Source organism: Avibacterium paragallinarum (assembly GCF_011765605.1).
Taxonomy (GTDB): Bacteria; Pseudomonadota; Gammaproteobacteria; order Enterobacterales; family Pasteurellaceae; genus Avibacterium; species Avibacterium paragallinarum.
Window position 1 is genome coordinate 2,105,582 of sequence record NZ_CP050316.1, and the last position, 21,200, is coordinate 2,126,781.

Annotated in this window: 20 protein-coding genes; 13 read left to right on the forward strand and 7 right to left on the reverse strand. The window is 43.1% G+C overall.

Annotated elements, in window-relative coordinates; translation table 11 throughout:
* Positions 1–10 precede the first annotated feature (10 nt).
* From HBL79_RS10160 to hemC, 3 genes are read right to left on the reverse strand one after another with little or no spacing between them, the layout of a single operon-like run.
* A complete protein-coding gene (locus tag HBL79_RS10160; protein ID WP_035686480.1) occupies positions 11–1,525 on the reverse strand; it encodes a uroporphyrinogen-III C-methyltransferase in 1,515 nt (504 codons plus the stop codon).
* 19 nt (positions 1,526–1,544) lie between these two features.
* Entirely contained in the window at positions 1,545–2,297 is a 753-nt protein-coding gene (locus HBL79_RS10165) for a uroporphyrinogen-III synthase (protein ID WP_035686658.1), read from the reverse strand.
* A 43-nt stretch (positions 2,298–2,340) separates the two neighbouring features.
* Positions 2,341–3,270 (reverse strand): hydroxymethylbilane synthase, encoded by a 930-nt coding sequence (hemC, locus tag HBL79_RS10170; RefSeq protein ID WP_035686482.1) that lies wholly within the window; start codon positions 3,268–3,270, stop codon positions 2,341–2,343.
* A gap of 179 nt (positions 3,271–3,449) precedes the next feature.
* On the opposite strand from hemC, the gene HBL79_RS10175 reads away from it, so the two are divergent.
* Both HBL79_RS10175 and HBL79_RS10180 read left to right on the forward strand, forming a co-directional pair.
* On the forward strand, positions 3,450–5,942 hold the full coding sequence (locus HBL79_RS10175) for a class I adenylate cyclase (protein ID WP_035686484.1): 2,493 nt from the start codon (positions 3,450–3,452) through the stop codon (positions 5,940–5,942).
* 19 nt (positions 5,943–5,961) lie between these two features.
* Positions 5,962–6,600, forward strand: a complete 639-nt coding sequence (locus HBL79_RS10180) for a response regulator (protein WP_167316922.1) — start codon at positions 5,962–5,964, stop codon at positions 6,598–6,600.
* 192 nt (positions 6,601–6,792) lie between these two features.
* Here HBL79_RS10180 and dtd read toward each other — a convergent pair whose 3' ends face one another.
* The 4 genes from dtd to HBL79_RS10200 form a co-directional block, all read right to left on the reverse strand.
* The gene (gene dtd / locus HBL79_RS10185) at positions 6,793–7,227 is read right to left on the reverse strand and encodes a D-aminoacyl-tRNA deacylase (protein ID WP_035686488.1); all 435 of its coding nucleotides are present in this window, start codon (positions 7,225–7,227) and stop codon (positions 6,793–6,795) included.
* The gene (locus HBL79_RS10190) at positions 7,227–8,090 is read right to left on the reverse strand and encodes a virulence factor BrkB family protein (protein WP_017806302.1); all 864 of its coding nucleotides are present in this window, start codon (positions 8,088–8,090) and stop codon (positions 7,227–7,229) included. The genes dtd and HBL79_RS10190 overlap by 1 nt, the downstream gene beginning before the upstream one ends.
* On the reverse strand, positions 8,066–8,623 hold the full coding sequence (locus tag HBL79_RS10195; RefSeq protein ID WP_233570701.1) for a YchJ family protein: 558 nt from the start codon (positions 8,621–8,623) through the stop codon (positions 8,066–8,068). The genes HBL79_RS10190 and HBL79_RS10195 overlap by 25 nt, the downstream gene beginning before the upstream one ends.
* 75 nt (positions 8,624–8,698) lie before the next feature.
* Positions 8,699–9,502 (reverse strand): IclR family transcriptional regulator, encoded by an 804-nt coding sequence (locus HBL79_RS10200; protein WP_035686491.1) that lies wholly within the window; start codon positions 9,500–9,502, stop codon positions 8,699–8,701.
* A 231-nt stretch (positions 9,503–9,733) separates the two neighbouring features.
* Here HBL79_RS10200 and yiaK point away from each other — a divergent pair, with 231 nt between their 5' ends.
* From yiaK to ftsX, 11 genes are all read left to right on the forward strand, one after another.
* Positions 9,734–10,732 (forward strand): 3-dehydro-L-gulonate 2-dehydrogenase, encoded by a 999-nt coding sequence (gene yiaK / locus HBL79_RS10205; RefSeq protein ID WP_035686494.1) that lies wholly within the window; start codon positions 9,734–9,736, stop codon positions 10,730–10,732.
* A 37-nt stretch (positions 10,733–10,769) separates the two neighbouring features.
* Positions 10,770–11,234 (forward strand): NanQ anomerase/TabA/YiaL family protein, encoded by a 465-nt coding sequence (locus HBL79_RS10210; RefSeq protein WP_035686496.1) that lies wholly within the window; start codon positions 10,770–10,772, stop codon positions 11,232–11,234.
* 8 nt (positions 11,235–11,242) lie between these two features.
* On the forward strand, positions 11,243–11,725 hold the full coding sequence (locus tag HBL79_RS10215) for a TRAP transporter small permease (RefSeq protein ID WP_035686497.1): 483 nt from the start codon (positions 11,243–11,245) through the stop codon (positions 11,723–11,725).
* Positions 11,722–13,002, forward strand: a complete 1,281-nt coding sequence (locus HBL79_RS10220) for a TRAP transporter large permease subunit (RefSeq protein ID WP_017806296.1) — start codon at positions 11,722–11,724, stop codon at positions 13,000–13,002. Before HBL79_RS10215 ends, HBL79_RS10220 begins: the two co-directional genes overlap by 4 nt.
* Positions 13,003–13,021: 19 nt before the next feature.
* A complete protein-coding gene (locus tag HBL79_RS10225; protein WP_035686499.1) occupies positions 13,022–14,008 on the forward strand; it encodes a TRAP transporter substrate-binding protein in 987 nt (328 codons plus the stop codon).
* 61 nt (positions 14,009–14,069) lie between these two features.
* Entirely contained in the window at positions 14,070–15,539 is a 1,470-nt protein-coding gene (locus HBL79_RS10230) for an FGGY-family carbohydrate kinase (RefSeq protein WP_035686501.1), read from the forward strand.
* A gap of 43 nt (positions 15,540–15,582) precedes the next feature.
* A complete protein-coding gene (locus HBL79_RS10235; RefSeq protein WP_035686504.1) occupies positions 15,583–16,443 on the forward strand; it encodes an L-ribulose-5-phosphate 3-epimerase in 861 nt (286 codons plus the stop codon).
* On the forward strand, positions 16,437–17,132 hold the full coding sequence (gene araD / locus HBL79_RS10240; protein ID WP_035686507.1) for an L-ribulose-5-phosphate 4-epimerase: 696 nt from the start codon (positions 16,437–16,439) through the stop codon (positions 17,130–17,132). Before HBL79_RS10235 ends, araD begins: the two co-directional genes overlap by 7 nt.
* Before the next feature lie 236 nt (positions 17,133–17,368).
* Entirely contained in the window at positions 17,369–19,366 is a 1,998-nt protein-coding gene (gene tkt / locus HBL79_RS10245) for a transketolase (RefSeq protein WP_035686509.1), read from the forward strand.
* A 248-nt stretch (positions 19,367–19,614) separates the two neighbouring features.
* Positions 19,615–20,265 (forward strand): cell division ATP-binding protein FtsE, encoded by a 651-nt coding sequence (locus HBL79_RS10250; RefSeq protein WP_017806290.1) that lies wholly within the window; start codon positions 19,615–19,617, stop codon positions 20,263–20,265.
* 10 nt (positions 20,266–20,275) lie between these two features.
* Complete coding sequence (gene ftsX / locus HBL79_RS10255; RefSeq protein ID WP_035686512.1) at positions 20,276–21,190, forward strand: permease-like cell division protein FtsX; 915 nt, start codon at positions 20,276–20,278, stop codon at positions 21,188–21,190.
* The last annotated feature ends 10 nt before the right edge of the window (positions 21,191–21,200 follow it).

Sequence of the window (21,200 nt, forward strand, 5' to 3'; positions counted from 1 at the left end):
GCTATTTCCTCTACTGTTGTGGGGCTTCAGATTCTGGTGATTTTTCTACCGCACTTTTGTTTTCGTTGTTTGGTGTTTCGTTGCTTGAGCTGTCGCTATTGTGTTCCGCACTATTCGCTTCTGCTGCGGCGTTCACTGATTCGGCTGGGCTTTCAGTTTTGATTTCTTCTGTATTTTCTTTTGCGACCTCTTTATCAACAGAAAGCTCAATTTTTTGTACTTCTTGTGATGGTTTGTTTAGCAATTTATCAAGTAAATTCAAACTGTTAAGATGGTTTGGCACATCAACATAGATAGATTGATCTGCCAATTCATCAATTTCATTTAAGAAATTTTGTGCGACTTCGGTATTGGTATCAAAATAACTTCTCACCCAAGAGGCAACCATTTCTAAAGACTGCTTATAGAGGTCATTTTGCTGACGAGGCACAGCCATAATTGCGAGCTGTAAACGCAGACGAATGTTCTCACGCAAGTAAATATCTTGGTTTGGTGCAAGCAAGGCACGGCTATCGGCATTTTTTGGCGTAATGCGGATAAAATGATTCAAAAAAGACACCGCACTTTTTTCTGCATTTTCTTTCCAATCGTCCCAAGAACCACTTAATTTTTCGTTAGCGGGATTTGGATCATCAAAATTTACATTTAGCACGGTTAATTCATCCACGTTGTTCGCAAGCTGTGAAAGACGCTGCATAATGGCATTTTGATCGATGTTATTAACGGATAAGAGTTGTTTTAAATCACTATTAATGGCAGTACGCACATTGATAACGCGAGGATCAGACACTTTACTCAGAGTTTCATCTGCTACTTTTAATAGCGAAACCGCGGTATCCACATCATTATCCAGCACTAATTTGCGTAACGCATTGTTTAATAAGAAATCCACTTCAGACAGTAACCAATCATTCGGCTGAGCAGCTTTTTGGGCGTTGCTCAACGTGCTGACTTGGCTTTGCAGAGCGGTGATTTGTTGCTCTTTAATGGCAACCATTTTTTCTAACGCGATGAGTTTTTCATTAGTGGCTTGGCTGGTTTCCGTCAGTTGTGCGATTTTCGACTGATCTTGTTTCAATGTCGCCAACTCGCTATCCATCAAACCTTGCACATTAGCAGGCACAGCACGCTGTTCTAAGGCGGTGAGTCTACCTTGCACTTGTGTTAAATGCTGTTCAGCAAAATAATAGCCCGCCCCGCCTAAACCTAAGGCGACGAGTAAAGCCAAAATCGCAATGCCTTTGCCCCCTTTTTTGACGATCACCCTTTCAGCTTGAACAGGTGGTTCATTGATTGTATTCGTTTGTTTTTCTTGCATTGGCTGTTCCTTTGTATTGTCTTGGGTTTGGGCATTGTCTATTGCGTCGTTTTCTTGCATCTCAGTTTGCGTCTCAGTGTTTTCCTCTATTTTTGCATCTACTGTTGCTTCTGCCTCAGTATCGGGCTGAGCGTTATCCGCTGTGCTATGTTGTGTATTCTCCGTAACGGGATTCTGCCCCGCTTTTTTTGCCTGATATTTAGCCATAATGTATTCCTTATGATTGTCAAAACGAATTAGGTTGCAATAAGGTGGCGAGCAAGGTGGGATTGTCTGCTCGAGGGGAAACAATCACCTTTTCCCAGCCCATTGCGTGAGCAAGATGTTTCAGACGTTTGCTCACGGTAATTACACTGCAAGAGGTTAGCCAATTATGTTCATTTTTTGGCACAAAATCCAGCAATGACGATAAAATTTCTGCACTGGTGACAATAATTCGGTTGATTCCCGCCCGTTTCAGCATACTGGTTTGTTCCGCCTTGTCATAGCTGATCGGCTCACGGCGATAACATTCTAAGGTGTGAATGGTCGCTCCTCGTAGAATAGCTTGCTCAGCGAAAAACGCTCGCCCGCCATTGCCACGCAAAATCAGCACGTTTTTCCCTTGTAAATCTGCCATTGCGGGCAAGGCTAGCACCCCCTCGCTGGTTTCTTGTGCAAAGGGATAGGCAATGCTCCGTTCTGTTTGACTGGCAAATGCCAACGCGGTTCGCCGTCCAACGGTAAAATAATGTAAATCCTCCCGCCATGGAAAGCCCGCTTGTTGCAAGGTTTGATCACTATAACGAATGGCATTTTGCGATACAATGAATACATAATCCCCCGCGTTGAGCTGGTTTAACTGGCGGGGAAGCTGGTTGAGTTCCGCCCCTGCTTGAATGGAAAACAGCGGCATATGCAAGGCGGCAATGCCCGCTTTATTAAGCATTGCGAGAAGCTGAGTGCCTTTTTCATCAGGACGGGTAATTAACACTGCCATTTGCCTTTTCCCATAAAAATAAGGTGAAAAACCGACCGCACTTTTACACGCCGAGCGTGCGTAAAATGTCATCTGCCCCTTGTTGTAAGAGGCGTTCTGCCACTTGCACGCCTAATTGGTGCGAATTTTGCACCGCACTTTGTGCTTCGGCACGAATAATTTGGCTACCATCAACCTTGCCCACTAAGGCTTTAAGATACAGTTGATCGCCACGAACCACCGCATAGCCGCCAATCGGCACTTGGCAACCGCCTTGTAAGTGGTGATTCATTGCTCGCTCAGCCAAAACGCACGCGGTGGTTTCGGGGTCAGCAAGGGGGGCTAGCAATTGTTGCACTTCCACATCATCAAGACGGCACTCAATTCCCACTGCCCCTTGCCCCGCTGCGGGGAGCGAGGTTTCGGTATCAATAAAAGAGGCGATGCGATCTGCCATTTCGAGCCGAATTAAGCCCGCCGCGGCGAGGATAATCGCGTCATAATCGCCGTTATCTAATTTGCTTAAACGCGTCCCCACATTGCCGCGTAACGATTGAATTTTTAAATCAGGGCGTAAGGCTTTGAGCTGGCATTGACGGCGTAGGCTTGATGTGCCAACCACCGCTCCCGCTGGGAGTTCTGCTAAAGTGCGATAAGTGTTAGACACAAAAGCATCTCGCGGATCTTCGCGTTTGCAAATCACGCTTAATCCTAAACCAGCGGGAAAGGTCATCGGCACATCTTTCATTGAATGTACCGCAATGTCGGCTTCGCCTGTTAATAACGCATTTTCTAATTCTTTGACAAATAAGCCTTTTCCACCAATTTTTGCCAGTGGCGTATCTAAAATGACATCGCCTTTGGTTACCATTGGAATCAGTTCCACTTGCAGGTGCGGATAAAGCTGGGTTAAACGATCTTTAATGTAATTTGCTTGCCATAAGGCTAAGGGGCTACGGCGAGTTGCAATTTTGAGCAAAGTTTTTGTTGTCATTATGCCAAAAATCAGATTAGAAATAGTTGGCTTATCCTATCACTGTTACTGAAAAATGTCAGTTTTCATTTAATTTTTTTGCTTTCAGACGGGGCAAGTGATAGAGTAATACTTCAGTTTTTCCTGCACAATTGTGAGGAAATTCTTCAATTATCATTCTCTTTTTCCTAGGATATAAATTGAATTACGACATCAATAGTGCAAAAAAGCAAGTTGAATATTTGGATAAACGTCGCATTGAGCGAGCAATTTCAGGCAGCTCGCCACAATTTAATCAAGTATTCCAAACCATTTCATTGTTGTTGCACTTAAATCACAGTGCATTGCCGGGCTATATTGAAAACGCCCCAGCAGGGATTGCTGATTTTGTGTTATCGGATTACCAACAGGATTTTCTCGCTCGTCAATTTAATTTAACCTTAGCGGAAGCGGAAAACTCGCCGTTTTCGCACCGCACTTTTTTCCCTATTCTTGGCGTGTATGTGATGGGCAGTATCGCCTCCATTAGCCAAACGTCCGCATCAGATCTGGATATTTGGGTGTGTCATCATCAGCAAATCAGCCCAACAGATCGCGATATGCTACGCCAAAAATTATTGGCATTGCAGGAATGGGCGATCTCACTTGGGGTTGAAATCAGCTTGTATTTAATCGATCAGCAACGCTTCCGCTGTATCCGCTATGCCGATCCGCTCACCGCTGAAAATTGTGGCTCAGCTCAATATATGCTGCTGCTTGATGAATTTTATCGTTCTGCCATTCGCTTAGCGGGCAAGCCCTTGTTGTGGCTTCATTTAGCCGTGGAAAAGGAAAAAGAGTATGAAAATGAAGTACATCGCTTAATTGAAGAAAAGATCATTGATCCCAATGATTGGGTGGATTTTGGTGGCTTGGGGGCGTTGTCTGCTAATGAATATTTCGGGGCGAGTCTATGGCAACTCTATAAAGGGATCGATTCACCTTATAAATCAGTGTTGAAAATTTTGCTTTTGGAAACCTATTCCGTTGATTATCCCGACACTTATTTAATTGCCCAAGAATTTAAAGCTCGTTTATTGAGTGGGGATAAAAAACATCATTTTGATCCTTACCTCACAATGTTGGAACGAGTAACTAATTATTTAATTCACACTAACGACCTCCGCCGCTTGGAATTTGTTCGTCGTTGTTTTTACATTAAAGCCAATGAATACAACGTTAAAGTGAATAGACAAACGTGGCGATTAGCCCAGTTGCAAAACCTCGCTCAAACTTGGGGCTGGTCAAATGCCTTAGTACAGGAACTTAATCAGCGACCTTATTGGAAAATAAAACGAGTAAAAGAAAGCCATAATAATCTGATCAAATTTTTAATGTTTAGCTATCGGCATTTAATGCAATTTGCCCGCAAATATAAGGTCAATTCCAGCATAATGCCGCAAGATATTAGCATTCTAACCCGCAAACTTTATACTGCCTTTGAAGAGTTACCGGGCAAAATTACTCTGCTCAATACGATGATTTCTTCTGATCTCTCAGAAAATGCCATCACATTTATTGAGGTCAAAAATAACCGCACTTTTAAAGACGGCTGGTATTTGGTGAATCAAACCCCAGACATTCGTGGTTTTGAGCAACAACGCTATGTGGAATACAGTGAAAATCTCAACAAATTAGTGGCGTGGGCGTATTTCAACCGATTGCTCACACCGAAAACGGAGCTGTACATTTTCAGCCCGAACGTGGATTTAGCTAAGCTCCGCCAATTTGTTACCAATTTGCGTTTATCCCTACCTGCCACCGTGCCAGTAGCAAGCAATGAGGAATTAAACCACAGTTGCGAGATCAAAAATTTGGTGGTGTCGATTAATCTTACCCGTGATCCAACTCGCCATTTGTCTGAAGCCAAAGCTACCATTGTTGCCAGCGATCTGTTCAGCTTTGGACCTGATGAAGAAAGTTTAGTGGGCAGCATTGATCTCACCTATCGCAATTTATGGAATGAAATCCGCACCTTGCATTTTGAAGGTCCAAATGCCATTTTATTGGCATTAAAAGTCCTCTCGAATAAAATTTATCGCGGAGCAACTTCACCACAAAGCGTGAATGTCTTTTGTTACAGCAAATATTATCAAAAAACCTTACGCAATATTGTTACAGCTCTGATTAATAAATGTATTAATATTCAAGTAGGTATTAGCGATATACCGCAAAATAATCTATTACGTGTTGCTGGAAAAAACTGGCAATTCTTCTTTGAAGAACGAGGTATTAGCCTACAGGAAGTGCAAAATATTTCATTAATCGATAATGCCGATTTTGATGTGGAACCACAAGATATTATTGATAATACCGTGCTTCCTCAAACACGTCATCAATATCCTTATGAAATTGATACCTTTGCTAGTGAAGGTTTTTTACAGTTTTTCTTTGAAAATAATTTAGATAAAACCTTTAATGTTTATATTTTAGATGAAAAAAATCATATCGAAATTTATCGCAATTGTGAGGGGGAAAAAGAACAAAAAATTCAAGAGATAAATTATATTTATCAATCAGCGGGGTTGGATGGAAACGAAAATCCGTATAAAATTGTGCCACAAAATTTCAACTATCCACAGTTTTATCAAATATTACCTGGTGCAAATGGAATAAAAATTGTGCCGTTTTTTAGTCATTTGGTGTCATCATAAACAGGGGAAAATGAGAAAAATGTCAGATACAATGAAAGTTTTACTTATTGACGATCATCCATTAATACGTCGAGGCATAAAGCAATTATTAGAGTTAGACGATACGTTTAAAGTTATCGGAGATGCCAGTAATGGTACTGAAGGGATAAATATTGCATTAGCCACCTCTCCCGATTTAATTATTCTTGATTTAAATATGAAAGGTCTCTCTGGATTAGATACCTTAAAAGTATTGCGTGAAGAAGGCATTGATGCACGAATTATTATTTTAACCGTTTCAGATGCTAAAAGTGATGTTTTTGCTCTGGTCGATGCTGGTGCTGATGGTTATCTACTAAAAGATACAGAACCTGATGTACTCCTTCAGCAAATTAAGCTAATTGCACAAGGTGAAATAATTTTGAGTGATTCAATAAAAGATTTACTCTTAGAACAACGTCCAGAACAAAACCCAATCGAAATATTAACAGAACGAGAAATGGAAGTGCTTAAACTTATTGCAACTGGTTTATCTAATAAACAGATTGCTACACGCCTCTTCATTTCGGAAGAAACAGTGAAGGTCCATATCCGAAATCTATTAAGAAAATTAAACGTACATTCCCGTGTTGCCGCAACAGTGCTTTACTTTGAGTATCTTGGGGGGGGGGAAGAATAACTCTTTCTAATTAAGAAAACAAGACGTTAAACAAAAAGAGTGTGGTAATATTCCATACTCTTTTTTATTGTTACTTCCATTTTCAGTCAGATTAAGTTTATCGAATCAATAGTAAAATATTGTCATTTATTTTATGAATGAAAAGCAGAGATATCGTTTTTCAAAAAATCGTCGTTCAAAACCACCGCACTTTTATACCTGCAACCAAAAAGTGACAGGTCCGTCATTGGTGAGGCTGACTTGCATATCGGCGGCGAATTTGCCAGTGGAGGTTGGGATTTTTCCACCGCACTTTTGCACAAAATAATTATAGAGCCGTTCTGCCTTTTCGGGCGTTGCCCCTTTGGAGAAACTCGGGCGTAGCCCTTTTTGCGTGTCGGCGGCGAGGGTGAATTGCGAAACCACGAGCAATTCGCCTTGAATTTGTTGCAAGTTTAAATTCATTTTGCCTTGTTCATCGCTGAACACACGGTAATTCAGCACTTTTTCCATCAGGCGATCGGCGTGGCTTTCTTCGTCTTCTTTTTCGACTCCGAGCAACACCAGTAGCCCTTGCTGGATTTGCCCTGTGATTTCGCCATCGACTTCCACTTTAGCTTGGCGAACCCGTTGAATTAATGCAATCATTATTGCTCCTTAATTTGTTGTAATTCCAGTTTTCCTGTTTTCAGCAGCCGCATATCGCCGAGTACAGCGGCAAGTTGTGCACCAAGCAAAATGGCAATCCAGCTCAGTTGAATCCACAACAACATAATCGGCAAAGTTGCCATTGCCCCGTAAATAAGCTGGTAAGATGGGAAATTGGTGATGTACCAAGTAAAGGCTTGCTTGCCGAGGGTGAAAAAAATCGCTGCCACCAACGCCCCTGCCGCGGAGTGTTTAATGCTCACTTTTTTATTCGGTACGACACTGTAAATCAGGGTGAAAATAAACCAAGTGAGCATAAAGGGAATAAAGGAAAGCAATTTTAAGCCAAAGGGCAAGCCCATATCCGACTGTAGAAAATCCCTCGCCAACGCAGTTACATAGGAGCTGATCCCGATGCTGGTGGCAATGATAATCGGCCCTAAGGTTAAAATCAGCCAGTAAATGGCAAAGGAAAAAAGCGTTGGGCGAATGCTGCTATCTTGCCAAATAGAGTTGAGCGTGCGGTCAATGGTGTTGATGAGCATTAAGGCGACCACAATTAAGCTAACGATCCCAACAGCACTCATTTGCTTGGAATTATCCACAAACTGGTCAATATATTCCCCCACCATATTACTGGCATTCGGGGCAAAGTTATCAAAGATGAATTGTTTCAGCTCGCCCGTTACTTCATTGAAAACGGGAAAGGCGGAGAAAATGGAAAACACCACCATAATGAGCGGGACGAGGGCAAGCATCGTGCTATAAGTGAGGTAGCCCGCCGCTTGGTTGAGTTTATTTTGATTAAATCGCAACCAAAATACGTTAAAAAATAAACTTAGGTTTCGCCATAGAACTGACATAACATTACTCCACAACAATGTTTAAATTTTTTCCCCGAACCGCAAATGCAGGCTTGTTTCATCGCGGGCAAATCCACGGTGGGATCAGCAAAATACCAATGTTGCCCGATCTTCACAAATAAGGATTTCTCGTGGTGAATTTGCTCCCCTTGCTCAGTGGCAAATTTGGCTTTAAATTCCACCGCACTATGGTTTTTATCCAGAGCGGGCTGATGTGCCACAATCTCCAAACCTTGCCATTGGGTTTGGGCTGCCCATTGTTGCAAGGCGGCGATATCAAGCAGATTCTGCTGGCTTGGCACGGTGGTTTTTACAATATAATCAATCTGTTGCAGCACAAACGCCACATAACGGGAACGCATTAATTGCTCTGCTGTGTCTGCCACTTTTTGTCCGCAATGCAAGGGCTGACAGCAATCTTGGTAACGCTGTCCCGACTGGCAAGGGCAAAGTGCAACGGGAGCAAATGCGGTGGGATTAAATGCCGTTTTCAATCGTGTCCTTTTGTTCGTTGGATAATTTGGCTCAAGCATACCATATCAACGGTGAGATTTCATTTTCAGACATCAATCATTCATCTTAGCTGTTCAATAAGATAAATAGCAAAACTATTGACTAAAAAATGCATTTCCCCCATACCCCAACTCCTTTGAAATCGCCAAGGCGGTTTGTTGGATTTCACCTAAAAGGTAAGGAATACCCATTTGTTTTAGTTTGTAGGAAGACATTGAAACGGATACGGCATATTCCACATTGCCTTGATAGTTAAAAATCGGGCAGGCGAGACAGACAACGCCAATTTCATTTTCTTCGCGATCCATCGCAAATTGTTCTTGGCGAATGTCGTTAAGCTCTTTTTCCATTAAGTGCCGATCCGTTACCGTATTGGCAGTAAGCGGTTTGATGTTTGCTTGCTGGCTTTGCCAGTAATGGGTGAGATAATCGCTATTTTTTTCGTAGGCGAGGTAGAGTTTTCCCATTGCGGAGCAATAAAGGGGCAACCGTTGCCCAATATAGGCTTGGGTGCGGAGCATTCCTGTGGTGGGCTCTAGCTTATAAATCATTATCGCGTGTTCGTGTTCACGCTTGGAAAAATTAACCGTTTCGCCAATTTTAAGGTTCAGTGCTTCTAAATAAGGGGCGGCGACGTTAATAATATTCAGGGAAACCAAAATTTTTTGCCCAATACTCAAACATTTGGTGGTTAAGCGGTAATTTCCTGCTGTGGAAGCAGGCTGTACATAGCCTTCACTTTGTAGCCCTTGCAGTAAACGGTGTACTGTACTTTTATTAAGCCGTGCCAACTCGGCGAGTTTGGCTAACGGGCAGCCGTTCGGGTAATGGCTTAACATTTCGAGCAGTTTTAAGCCACGAATTAAGCTTTGATTTCCATTTGTACGATCATCAGTCATCGTTTTTTCCCCTCATTTTTTGTTCGTAAGTATAGCGAAATTTTCCCGTTATCTCCATTTCACATTGTGAAATATTATTTTGACAAATTGCGAAGTAGATCACAAATTCAGAAAAAAGATTTTAATCTATTGATTACAAAGAGTTTTTTATTTCGCCGTAAGATTGACTTTATTAGCTTCAATAATGTAATTTATGGAATATGATTTCACAATATGAAATAAGAGGACATTATGTTAGTTTCCTATGAAGATCTAAAAGCCGAATTTAAACGTGTTCTACTTGCTCGCAATGTGCGTGAAGAAATAGCAGAAGAATGTGCCTCTGCTTTTGCTGATACTACGCAGGCAGGAGCTTATTCCCACGGGGTGAACCGCTTTCCCCGTTTTATTCAACAGCTAGAAAATGGTGATATTGTGCCAGAAGCCGTGCCAACTAAAGCTTTGTCTTTGGGAGCGATCGAGCAATGGGACGCTCATCAAGCCATTGGTAACTTAACGGCGAAAAAAATGATGGATCGTGCGATGGAAATTGCCTCGCAATATGGTATTGGGGTTGTTGCATTGCGAAATGCCAATCATTGGATGCGGGGCGGAAGTTATGGCTGGCAAGCGGCGGAGAAAGGCTATATCGGCATTTGTTGGACGAATGCTCTTGCGGTAATGCCACCTTGGGGGGCGAAAGAGTGCCGTATCGGGACAAATCCGCTTATTGTCGCCGTGCCGACCAATCCGATCACAATGGTGGATATGTCTTGTTCAATGTATTCCTACGGAATGTTGGAAGTGCATCGTTTAGCGGGGCGACAAACCTTTGTTGATGCGGGCTTTGACGATGAGGGCAATTTAACCCGCGATCCTGCCACCGTAGAGCAAAACCGCCGTTTGTTGCCAATGGGCTTCTGGAAAGGCTCGGGGCTATCCATTGTGTTGGATATGATCGCCACTTTGCTTTCTAATGGCTTATCCACTGCCGCCGTAACCGAAGACAAAGATGATGAATATTGCGTTTCGCAAGTGTTTATCGCCATTGAGGTGGATCGCTTGATTGATGGCAAAACCAAAGAAGAAAAACTCAATCGCATTATGGACTATGTGCGAACCGCGGAGCGTGCCGATCCTGAGGTGGCAGTGCGTTTGCCGGGACACGAGTTCACCACCATTCTGGCTGAAAATAAAGCTAACGGTATTCCTGTTGATGATAGCGTGTGGGCGAAATTGAAATCCCTGTAATGTTGTGCCTGAACAGTGGGTAAAAGAGGAGAGAGCGATGTATTTTGGACATATTCATAACGTGAATGAAACACAGTTTCCCAAAGCGATCCAAATCGCATTGGCTTATTTAAAGCAAACGGATTTTGATCGGCTACCTGCGGGGACGTATGAAATCAAAGAGCGGTCTATTTTTGCACAGGTTTTGGATTTATCCACCAAGCCCAAAGCCGATATTTTGCCTGAAGTACATCGCCGTTATCTTGATGTGCAATATTTGCATTCAGGGCAAGAGCGGATTGGCGTCGCTGCTGATTTGGGCAAAAACCCCATCGCACAAGATTACAACACTGAGCGAGATATTTTGTTTTATCAATCGGCGAACAATGAAAGTGAATTGGTAATGCGAAAAGGCAATTTCGCCATTTTCTTTCCTGAAGATATTCATCGCCCTGCTTGTATTGATGACAAACCCTGCCAAATTCGCAAAGTGGTAGTGAAAATTGCACTCAGTGAGCTGTGAGGTGAAAGATGAAATCCCTAATCCAAATGATTGGAAAACTACTCAGTATCGCGGTAGTGGCGATTTTAGCCACGATGTCGTGTTTAATTTTCCTCAATGTGATATTACGCTACGGCTTTAATAGTAGCATTAATATCAGCGAAGAAGTGTCGCGTTATTTGTTTGTATGGCTGACCTTTCTCGGTGCAATCCTTGCCTTTAATGAAAATCAGCACGTCAGCGTAACCCTTTTAACCAGCAAATTATCCCCTCTAGGTCGTCATCTTTTAAGCATTATCACCGATAGCTTAATGCTCTTTTGTTGCTATTTAATGACCGCAGGTGGGTGGGTGCAATTTGAGCTAAACCTCAATAATTACGCCCCGATTTCAGGGCTACCGCAGGGGATCACTTATCTCGCTTGCGTAGTCGCAGGCGGCTTCATCGGGCTGTTGTTGCTCGTTCGCCTCTGCACCAACTTCACTTTACTGATGAGAGGAGAAATTCAATGACCGTCGTGCTTTTCCTTTCCGTCTTGCTTGGGGCGATTATTCTCGGCATTCCCGTTGCCTTTTCCCTCTTGATTTGTGGGCTGGCGTTAATGATCCATTTGGATTTATTCGATGCTCAGATTCTCGCTCAACAAATTGTTGGTGGGGCAGACAGTTTTTCACTCATGGCAATTCCGTTCTTTATTCTCGCTGGGGAGATTATGAACGAAGGCGGGTTATCAAAACGCATTATTGATTTGCCGATGAAATTGGTAGGGCATAAACGCGGTGGGCTGGGCTTTGTGGCGATTTTAGCCGCAATGATAATGGCGAGCTTATCAGGTTCCGCAGTGGCCGACACCGCCGCCGTTGCCGCAATGTTATTACCAATGATGAAAACCACAGGCTACCCTATCGGGCGTTCAGCGGGATTAATCGGCACAGCGGGGATCATCGCCCCAATTATTCCGCCTTCTATTCCGTTCATTGTGTTTGGGGTTGCCAGTGGTGTATCTATTACCAAGCTTTTCCTCGCAGGCATTTTTCCCGGTGTATTAATGGGCTGTTGTTTGGCAGCACTTTGGTGGTGGCAAGCTAAACGGTTGAATTTGATGACCTTTTCTAAAGCGAGCAAAGAGGAATTATGTCTTTCTTTCAAAAATAGCATATGGGCGTTGTTGTTGCCAGTCATCATTATCGGTGGCTTCCGTTTAGGCATTTTCACCCCAACAGAAGCGGGAGCGGTCGCCACCTTTTACGCATTGTTCGTTTCGCTGTTTATTTATCGTGAGCTAAAAATCACCGCACTTTACAAAGTGTTACTTTCCGCCGCGAAAACCACGGGCGTGGTGATGTTTTTGGTCGCTGCTGCCAACGTAACAGGCTGGCTTATTACAATCGCCGAATTACCGCAAATGATGACGGAATTACTCGAACCATTGATTGAATCCCCAACCCTGTTATTAATGGTGATTATGCTTGTGGTGTTTGTAATCGGAATGGTGATGGATCTCACCCCTACCGTGCTGATTCTCACCCCTGTCCTAATGCCATTGGTGGAAGAAGCAGGGATTGATCCCGTGTATTTTGGCGTACTCTTTATTTTGAACACCTCCATTGGCTTAATCACCCCGCCAGTCGGCAACGTGTTAAACGTGATTACGGGCGTGTCTAAACTGCCTTTTGACGAAGCGGCCAAAGGCATTCTGCCTTATATGCTGATGATGATCATTCTATTGTTCACATTCATCTTTGTACCATCATTGATTCTCACACCACTCTCGTGGTTACAACCTTAGTAAATTCAAGGAGATTACTATGAAATTATTGACAATGAAAACCTTAGCTACTGTTATCGCCAGTGCGGTAATGTTCAGTGCCGCAGCCAACGCGGCGATAACCTTACGTTTTGGCTACGAAGCACCACGCAGCGACACCCAACACATCGCTGCGAAAAAATTCAATGAATTACTCAAAGAAAAAACCAACGGCGAATTAAAATTAAGCCTCTTCCCAGACAGCACCTTAGGCAATGCTCAAACGATGATCAGTGCGGTGCGTGGCGGCACAATCGATCTCGAAATGTCAGGCTCACCGAATTTCACGGGCTTAGAACCCAAATTAAACGTGATCGACATTCCCTTTATTTTCAAAGATCGCCAACACGTTTACAAAGTGTTAGACGGCGAGATCGGGCAGGGGCTATTAAAAGATCTGGAAGCCAAAGGGCTGAAAGGTTTAGCATTTTGGGACGTAGGGTTTCGTGCCTTTTCCAACTCAAAACGCCCTGTAACCCAGCCTGAAGACATCAAAGGCTTAAAAGTGCGAACCAACCAAAATCCAATGTATATTCAAGCCTTTACCTTGCTTGGAGCAAACCCCGTGCCAATGCCACTTTCAGAACTTTATACCGCGTTGGAAACCCGTGCCGTTGATGCACAAGAACACCCGATTGGCATTTTCTGGTCGGCAAAATTGTATGAAGTGCAAAAATACTTAAGCCAAACCAACCACGGCTACACCCCGTTAATTGTGGTGATGAACAAAGCGAAATTTGACAGCTTAGCCCCAGAACTGCAACAGGCCATTGTCGAAGCCGCCAAAGAAGCAGGGCAATATCAACGAGATCTTAACGAGAAAAACGAACAAGACATCATCGCCAATTTACGTAAATCGGGCGTTGAGGTGATCGAAAAAGTGGATACCACCCCATTCAAAGCTATTATTGAAGCGGATGTGCGGAAATCCTTTATCGAAAAACACGGCGACACCTTAGTGAAAGAAATTGATGCCTTAGCACAATAATCAAAGTGCGGTCGAATTTTTCAAGATTTTTCGACCGCTTTTTATCTTTGGGAGAGCATAAATGACTTACTATTTAGGCATCGATTGTGGTGGCACTTTTATTAAAGCCGCATTATTCGATGCAAAAGGGACGATGCGGGCTTGCGTGCGGGAGGCGGTGGCATTAATCAGCGAGCAAGCGGGCTACGCGGAGCGAGATATGCCGCAGCTGTGGCAATGCTGTGCGGCGGTGATTAAAACGGCAATCGAGCAAAGTGGCATTACCGCAACGCAAATTAAAGGTGTGGGGATTTCTGCACAGGGCAAAGGGGCGTTTTTGTTGGATAAGCAAAATCAACCCCTTGGGCGAGCGATTTTGTCTTCTGATCAGCGCGCCTTAGCTATCGTCAAGCAATGGCAACAACAGGGCATTCCTGAACGGCTTTATCCCCTCACAAAACAAACCCTGTGGACGGGACATCCTGTTTCTATTTTGCGTTGGATTAAAGACTACGAGCCTGAACGCTACGCTCAAATTGGGGCGGTACTGATGTCGCACGACTATTTGCGATTTTGCCTCACAGGCGAGCTGGGCTGCGAAGAAACCAATATTTCGGAATCCAATTTATACAACATCAACACCGCACAATATGATCCTCAACTCGCGGAGTTACTCGGCTTATCGGGCATTACAGAGAAGCTCCCGCCTATTATCAAACCGAATCAAATCGCAGGCTATGTTACAGCGGAGGCTGCACAATTCACGGGGCTTGCCCAAGGCACGCCCGTAGTCGGTGGGCTGTTTGATGTGGTTTCCACCGCCCTTTGTGCAGGCTTAGATGATGAACGCAAATTAAACGTGGTACTTGGCACTTGGTCGGTGGTGAGCGGGGTTACGGATCGCATTGAAGACCACCCCGACATTCCCTTTGTTTATGGGCGTTATGCCCAAGCGGGCAAATTTATTATTCACGAAGCCAGCCCCACCTCGGCGGGGAATTTGGAATGGTTCGTGAAAGAATTTGGTGATCTCAGCTACCAAGCCATTAATGACGGCGTGGCAGCGTTGCCGATAAGCGAAAGTGCGGTGCTTTTTGTGCCGTTTTTATATGGCTCGAATGCGGGATTAGGAATGAAAGCGGGCTTTTACGGTATTCAGGCTCATCACAGCAAAATGCACCTATTTCAAGCCATTTACGAGGGCGTGCTGTTCAGTATGAAAACCCACCTCGACCGAATGTTGCAACGCTTCCCGCACACGGAAATTTTACGCGTTACGGGCGGGCCTGCGAAATCGCCTGTGTGGATACAAATGCTCGCTGATCTCACGGGAATGCGGGTGGAAGTGCCACAAATTGAAGAAACAGGCTGTTTTGGCGCGGCGATGATGGCAATGGAGGCTGACCTTGCTTCACAAGGCAAAACCACCAGCCAGCTAGCCCAATCCCTAAATTTACAATGCGTAATACCAAACCCACAAAATTTTGCGGTGTATCAGGAAAAATTTAAACGCTATCAACAATTTATTCAATCACTTAAATCCTTGATATAACAAAAGTGCGGTATGAATTTTTAATGATTTTTAGGATAACAAGATGAGAAAACACAAACTCGGCATTTATGAAAAAGCCTTACCGAAAAATCTTAGCTGGCAAGACAGGCTGTCTATTGCGAAAGCCTGTGGCTTTGATTTTGTGGAGATGTCCATCGATGAAACCGATGAACGCCTAAGCCGTCTTGATTGGACGAAAGCTCAACGCCTCGAGCTGGTGCAAGCGGTTCTCAACACAGGCATCACCATTCCTTCAATGTGCCTTTCGGGGCATCGCCGTTTTCCTTTTGGCAGCCACGATGAAGCCACTCGCCAAAAAGCCTATGAAATAATGGAAAAAGCCATTCAGTTGGCGGTGGATTTAGGCATTCGCACCATTCAACTGGCGGGCTATGATGTGTATTACGAAGAGCAAGACGCCAGCACAATCGAACGCTTTCAACAAGGGCTAGAATGGGCGGTAGAACTCGCCGCCAGCAATCAAGTTACCCTCGCCGTGGAAATTATGGACACCCAATTTATGAGTTCCATTAGCCGTTGGAAAAAATGGGACGACTTGCTTCGTTCCCCTTGGTTCACCGTTTATCCTGACCTCGGTAATCTCAGTGCGTGGAATGACAATGTGGCAGAAGAGCTAACACTTGGCATTGACAAAATTTCTGCTATTCACCTCAAAGATACTTTCAAAGTTACTCCAACCTGTGCAGGGCAGTTCCGTGATGTGCCATTTGGCGAGGGCTGTGTGGATTTTGTCGCCTGTTTTAAAACCTTAGCAGAGCTGAATTATCGCGGTGCATTTTTGATTGAAATGTGGACAGAAAAAGCCGATGAACCGATTGCTGAAATTATCAACGCTCGCCGTTGGATTGAACAAAAAATGTTAGAAGGAGGATTTCAATGTTAGCCGAATTACGCGAAAAAGTCTTGCAAGCCAACTTAGCCTTGCCAAAACATCATTTGGTTACTTTCACTTGGGGAAATGTGAGCGAAATTGACCGCACTTTAGGGCTGGTCGCTATCAAGCCCTCTGGCGTGGATTATGAAACGATGACTGCAGACGACATTGTGATTGTGGACGTGAACACGGGCGAGCGAGTTTGGGGAACGAAAAAGCCCTCTTCCGACACAGCCACCCACCTTGAGTTATATCGCCAATTCCCCGAAATCGGCGGTATTGTGCATACCCATTCTCGCCACGCCACTTTGTGGGCGCAAGCGGGGCTAGACCTCATCGCCGCTGGCACAACCCACGCCGATTATTTCTACGGCAGCATTCCTTGTACCAGACAAATGACCCCACAAGAAATCGCAGGCGACTATGAACGCGAAACGGGCAAAGTGATTGTAGAAACCTTCCGCACCCGTCAAATCGAAGCGAAAGATGTGCCAGCAGTGTTAGTGAATTCACACGGACCTTTTGCTTGGGGAACGGATGCCGATAATGCGGTGCATAATGCCGTGGTGTTGGAAGAAATCGCCTATATGAACTTATTTTCTCACCAATTAAATCCGCAATTAGGTGCAATGCAACAAGCACTTTTAGATAAACATTATCTTCGCAAACACGGCAAAAATGCGTATTATGGGCAGTAAATAAACGAATAGAAACACTCAAAATAGTGCATAGCCCCCAAAAGAGCTGGGGGTAAAGTGCGGTCGTTTTTGGCGATTATTTTTATACAACGGCGATTTTTAAGGAAACGTGGAATATCTTTCGTAAGATACGCAAAACCTATAAAAAACTAATTAAATTAATTGCTATTTTTTCATAATAAATCGGGTAGAATAGCCAGAGTTCAGTTTTACATTTGATAATTAGGAGAACAAAAATGTCGAATCGAAAAGAGTTAGCGAATGCTATTCGTTTTTTAAGTATGGATGCGGTGCAAAAAGCCAAATCAGGCCACCCTGGTGCACCAATGGGAATGGCGGACATTGCGGAAGTGTTGTGGCGTGAGTTTTTAGTGCATAATCCAACCAATCCAAAATGGGCAAACCGCGATAGATTCGTGTTATCAAATGGTCACGGTTCAATGTTGATTTACAGCCTTTTACATTTAACAGGCTATGATTTATCCATCGAAGATTTAAAACAATTCCGCCAATTACATTCTAAAACCCCAGGCCACCCTGAATATGGCTATGCACCAGGTGTTGAAACTACCACGGGACCATTGGGTCAAGGGATCACCAACGCAGTAGGTATGGCGATTGCGGAGAAAACTCTCGCGGCACAATTTAACCGTCCAGGTCACGAGATTATCGACCACTACACTTACGCTTTTTTAGGTGATGGCTGTTTAATGGAAGGGATTTCCCACGAAGCTTGTTCCCTTGCGGGTACATTGGGCTTAGGCAAATTAATCGCGTTCTATGATGACAACAATATTTCTATTGATGGCGAAGTGGACGGCTGGTTTACCGATAACACAAAAGAGCGTTTTGAAGCCTATAACTGGCAAGTGATCGGGCAAATTGACGGGCATAATCCAGAAGCCATTGCGGAAGCTATTAAACAAGCGCAAGCAGAAAAAGCGCGTCCAACCTTGATTATCTGTAAAACTACTATCGGCTATGGCTCGCCAAATAAAGCAGGCTCGCACGATAGTCACGGTGCGCCATTAGGCGATGAAGAAATCGCATTAACCCGCCAAAATCTTGGTTGGAACTACGCACCATTTGAAATTCCAGCGGACATTTATAGCCAATGGGACGCAAAAGAGAAAGGCAAACAAGCAGAAGCGGTGTGGAATGAAAAATGGACAGCATATAGCCAAGCTTATCCAGAATTAAGCGCAGAGCTTGCACGCCGTTTAAGTGGTGAATTACCCGCAAACTGGGCGGCAGAAAGCCAAGCATTTGTTGAAAAATTACAAGCCAACCCAGCGAGCATTGCAAGCCGTAAAGCCTCACAAAATGCCATTGAAGCCTATGCACCATTATTGCCAGAGTTTTTAGGTGGTTCGGCAGATTTAGCTGGGTCAAACTTAACCTTATGGTCAGGCTCACGCCCTATTCGTGCCACAGAAAATCAAGATGGTAACTACATCAACTACGGCGTGCGTGAATTTGGTATGTCTGCCATTATGAACGGAATTGCCTTACACGGCGGCTTCATTCCTTATGGCGCAACCTTCTTAATGTTTATGGAATATGCTCATAATGCCGTGAGAATGGCGGCGTTAATGAAACAACGTGTGCTTTTCGTGTACACCCACGATTCTATCGGCTTAGGGGAAGACGGCCCGACACATCAACCTGTGGAGCAAACAGCGTCATTACGTTTAATTCCAAATTTAGAAACGTGGCGTCCGTGTGACCAAGTGGAATCGGCGGTTGCGTGGAAAGCGGCGGTTGAGCGTAAAGATGGCCCAAGTGCGATGATTTTCAGTCGTCAAAATCTTACTCAAATGGACAGAACCCCTGCGCAATTGGCTGATGTGGCACGTGGTGGTTATATCTTAACCGATAGCGAAGGCACACCTGATTTAATCTTTATTGCGACAGGTTCTGAAGTAGAATTAGTGGTGAAAGCGGCGGAGCAACTTCGTCAAGAAGGCAAAAAAATCCGTGTGGTATCAATGCCTTCCACTAACGTGTTTGACAAACAAGATGAAGCTTACCGCGAAAGCGTATTGCCAAGCAGTGTAACCAAGCGTGTTGCAGTTGAAGCGGGCATTAGCGAGTTCTGGTACAAATACGTTGGCTTCGGCGGACGCATTGTGGGAATGAACACCTTTGGTGAATCTGCCCCAGCAGGTGAATTATTCAAACTATTTGGCTTCACCGTAGAAAACGTGGTGGCTAAAGCGAAAGAAATTTTATAATTACTACTTATCCTAAACAATCATAGGCACTTTGTTCAGAAAGGATTTTGCGGACTCCGATCTTCTTGATGAACTGGTGCCTAAGTTTTTCGCCAAATCAATCAAAACCTGTAATCAATATATTCGCCTTAATAAGACAAAAATCGCCTTCTTCTTTTTAATTATAATAATCAGATAAATTTTATTGCTTAGAGAATAATAATATTAGATATAATTATGATGTTAATATAAAAAATGAGATGGTATAAATGATACGCTTTGACAATATCAGTAAAGCTTATTTAGGTGGGAAACAAGCTTTACAAGGAATCAGTTTTCATCTTCCCGTAGGAAGTATGACTTATTTATTAGGTCATTCTGGTGCAGGGAAAAGCACATTATTAAAATTAATAATGGGAGCTGAACGAGCTAATGGCGGACAAATTTGGTTCAATGGTTATAATATTACGCGTTTATCCACACACGAACTTCCTTTCTTACGAAGACAAATCGGTATGGTACATCAAGACTATCAATTATTAACAGATCGCTCAGTGGTCGATAATGTTACACTCCCCTTAATCATCTCTGGGTTCAGGCCTAAAGAGGCGTTATCGCGTGCTTTAGCAGCTCTGGACCGTGTAGGATTACGCGAAAAAGCAAATTATTTACCAGTACATTTATCCGGAGGAGAGCAACAAGGCGTAGCTATCGCACGTGCAATAGTACATAAACCTCTATTATTACTTGCCGATGAACCAACCGGAAATTTAGATAATATAATCTCTAGGAATATTTTTAATCTCTTTGAAGAATTTAATCACTTAGGAATGACAGTACTCATCGCAACTCACGATACCAACATTATCCATCAAAAACCAAAACCTTGTTTAGTTCTAGAACAAGGCTATTTACGTTGAGGAAACATCAATGCATTCTCGTTCTATAACTCGCTCTTGGACAAGACAAACCTGCTATCTATTAAAAATGGTGCTTAAAGATTTAATTAAAAAAAAATACGCCACATTATTTACGGTATTAGCCATTGCTTCATCCTTGACTTTACCTTCTGTGAGTTACTTACTATGGAAAAATATTTATTTAGCCAAAATACAATTTTATCCCAAAACTGAACTGACTATTTATTTACACAAAAATCTTTCTGAATCAGATTCTCACTTAATTGTTGATAAAATTCGTAAACAAGAAGGTATAGAAGACCTAAAATATATTTCTAGACAAGAAAGTTTAGAGGAATTCAAACATTGGTCAGGTTTTGGAGAACATTTAGATATTTTAGATGGCAACCCACTACCAGCCATAATTATTATTAAACTAGCAGACACCTATAATGAAAGAGAAAAAATCAATGAACTACAAAAACAATTAATCAAAATAAAAGGAATAGAAGACATTCAATTAGATAATAATACATTAGAAAAACTTACCGCTCTTTCTTGGCTAGTCGCACATATTGCCTTAATTTGTACAATTTTAATGATCATTTCCGTATGTTTAGTTATTGGTAACAGCATACGTTCAGATGTATATAGTCAGAGATATAGTATTGATATAATGAAGTTACTCGGAGCTACAGAGCAATTTATCATCCAACCTTTCATTTACACAGGTATAATTTATGCTGTACTTGGAGGATTTATCGCCTCCATCTTTAGTGCCGTAATTACCAACTATCTTGCAAATTCAATACAATATATCACAACTATTTTTTCTGTAAATTTTGAGTTACAGGGTATAGAATTCAGCGAATTATTGTGCCTACTTATAATGTGTGCTTTCATCGGTTATATTTCTGCGTGGTTTTCTGCAAAAAAATATAGCTAAGACTAAACTT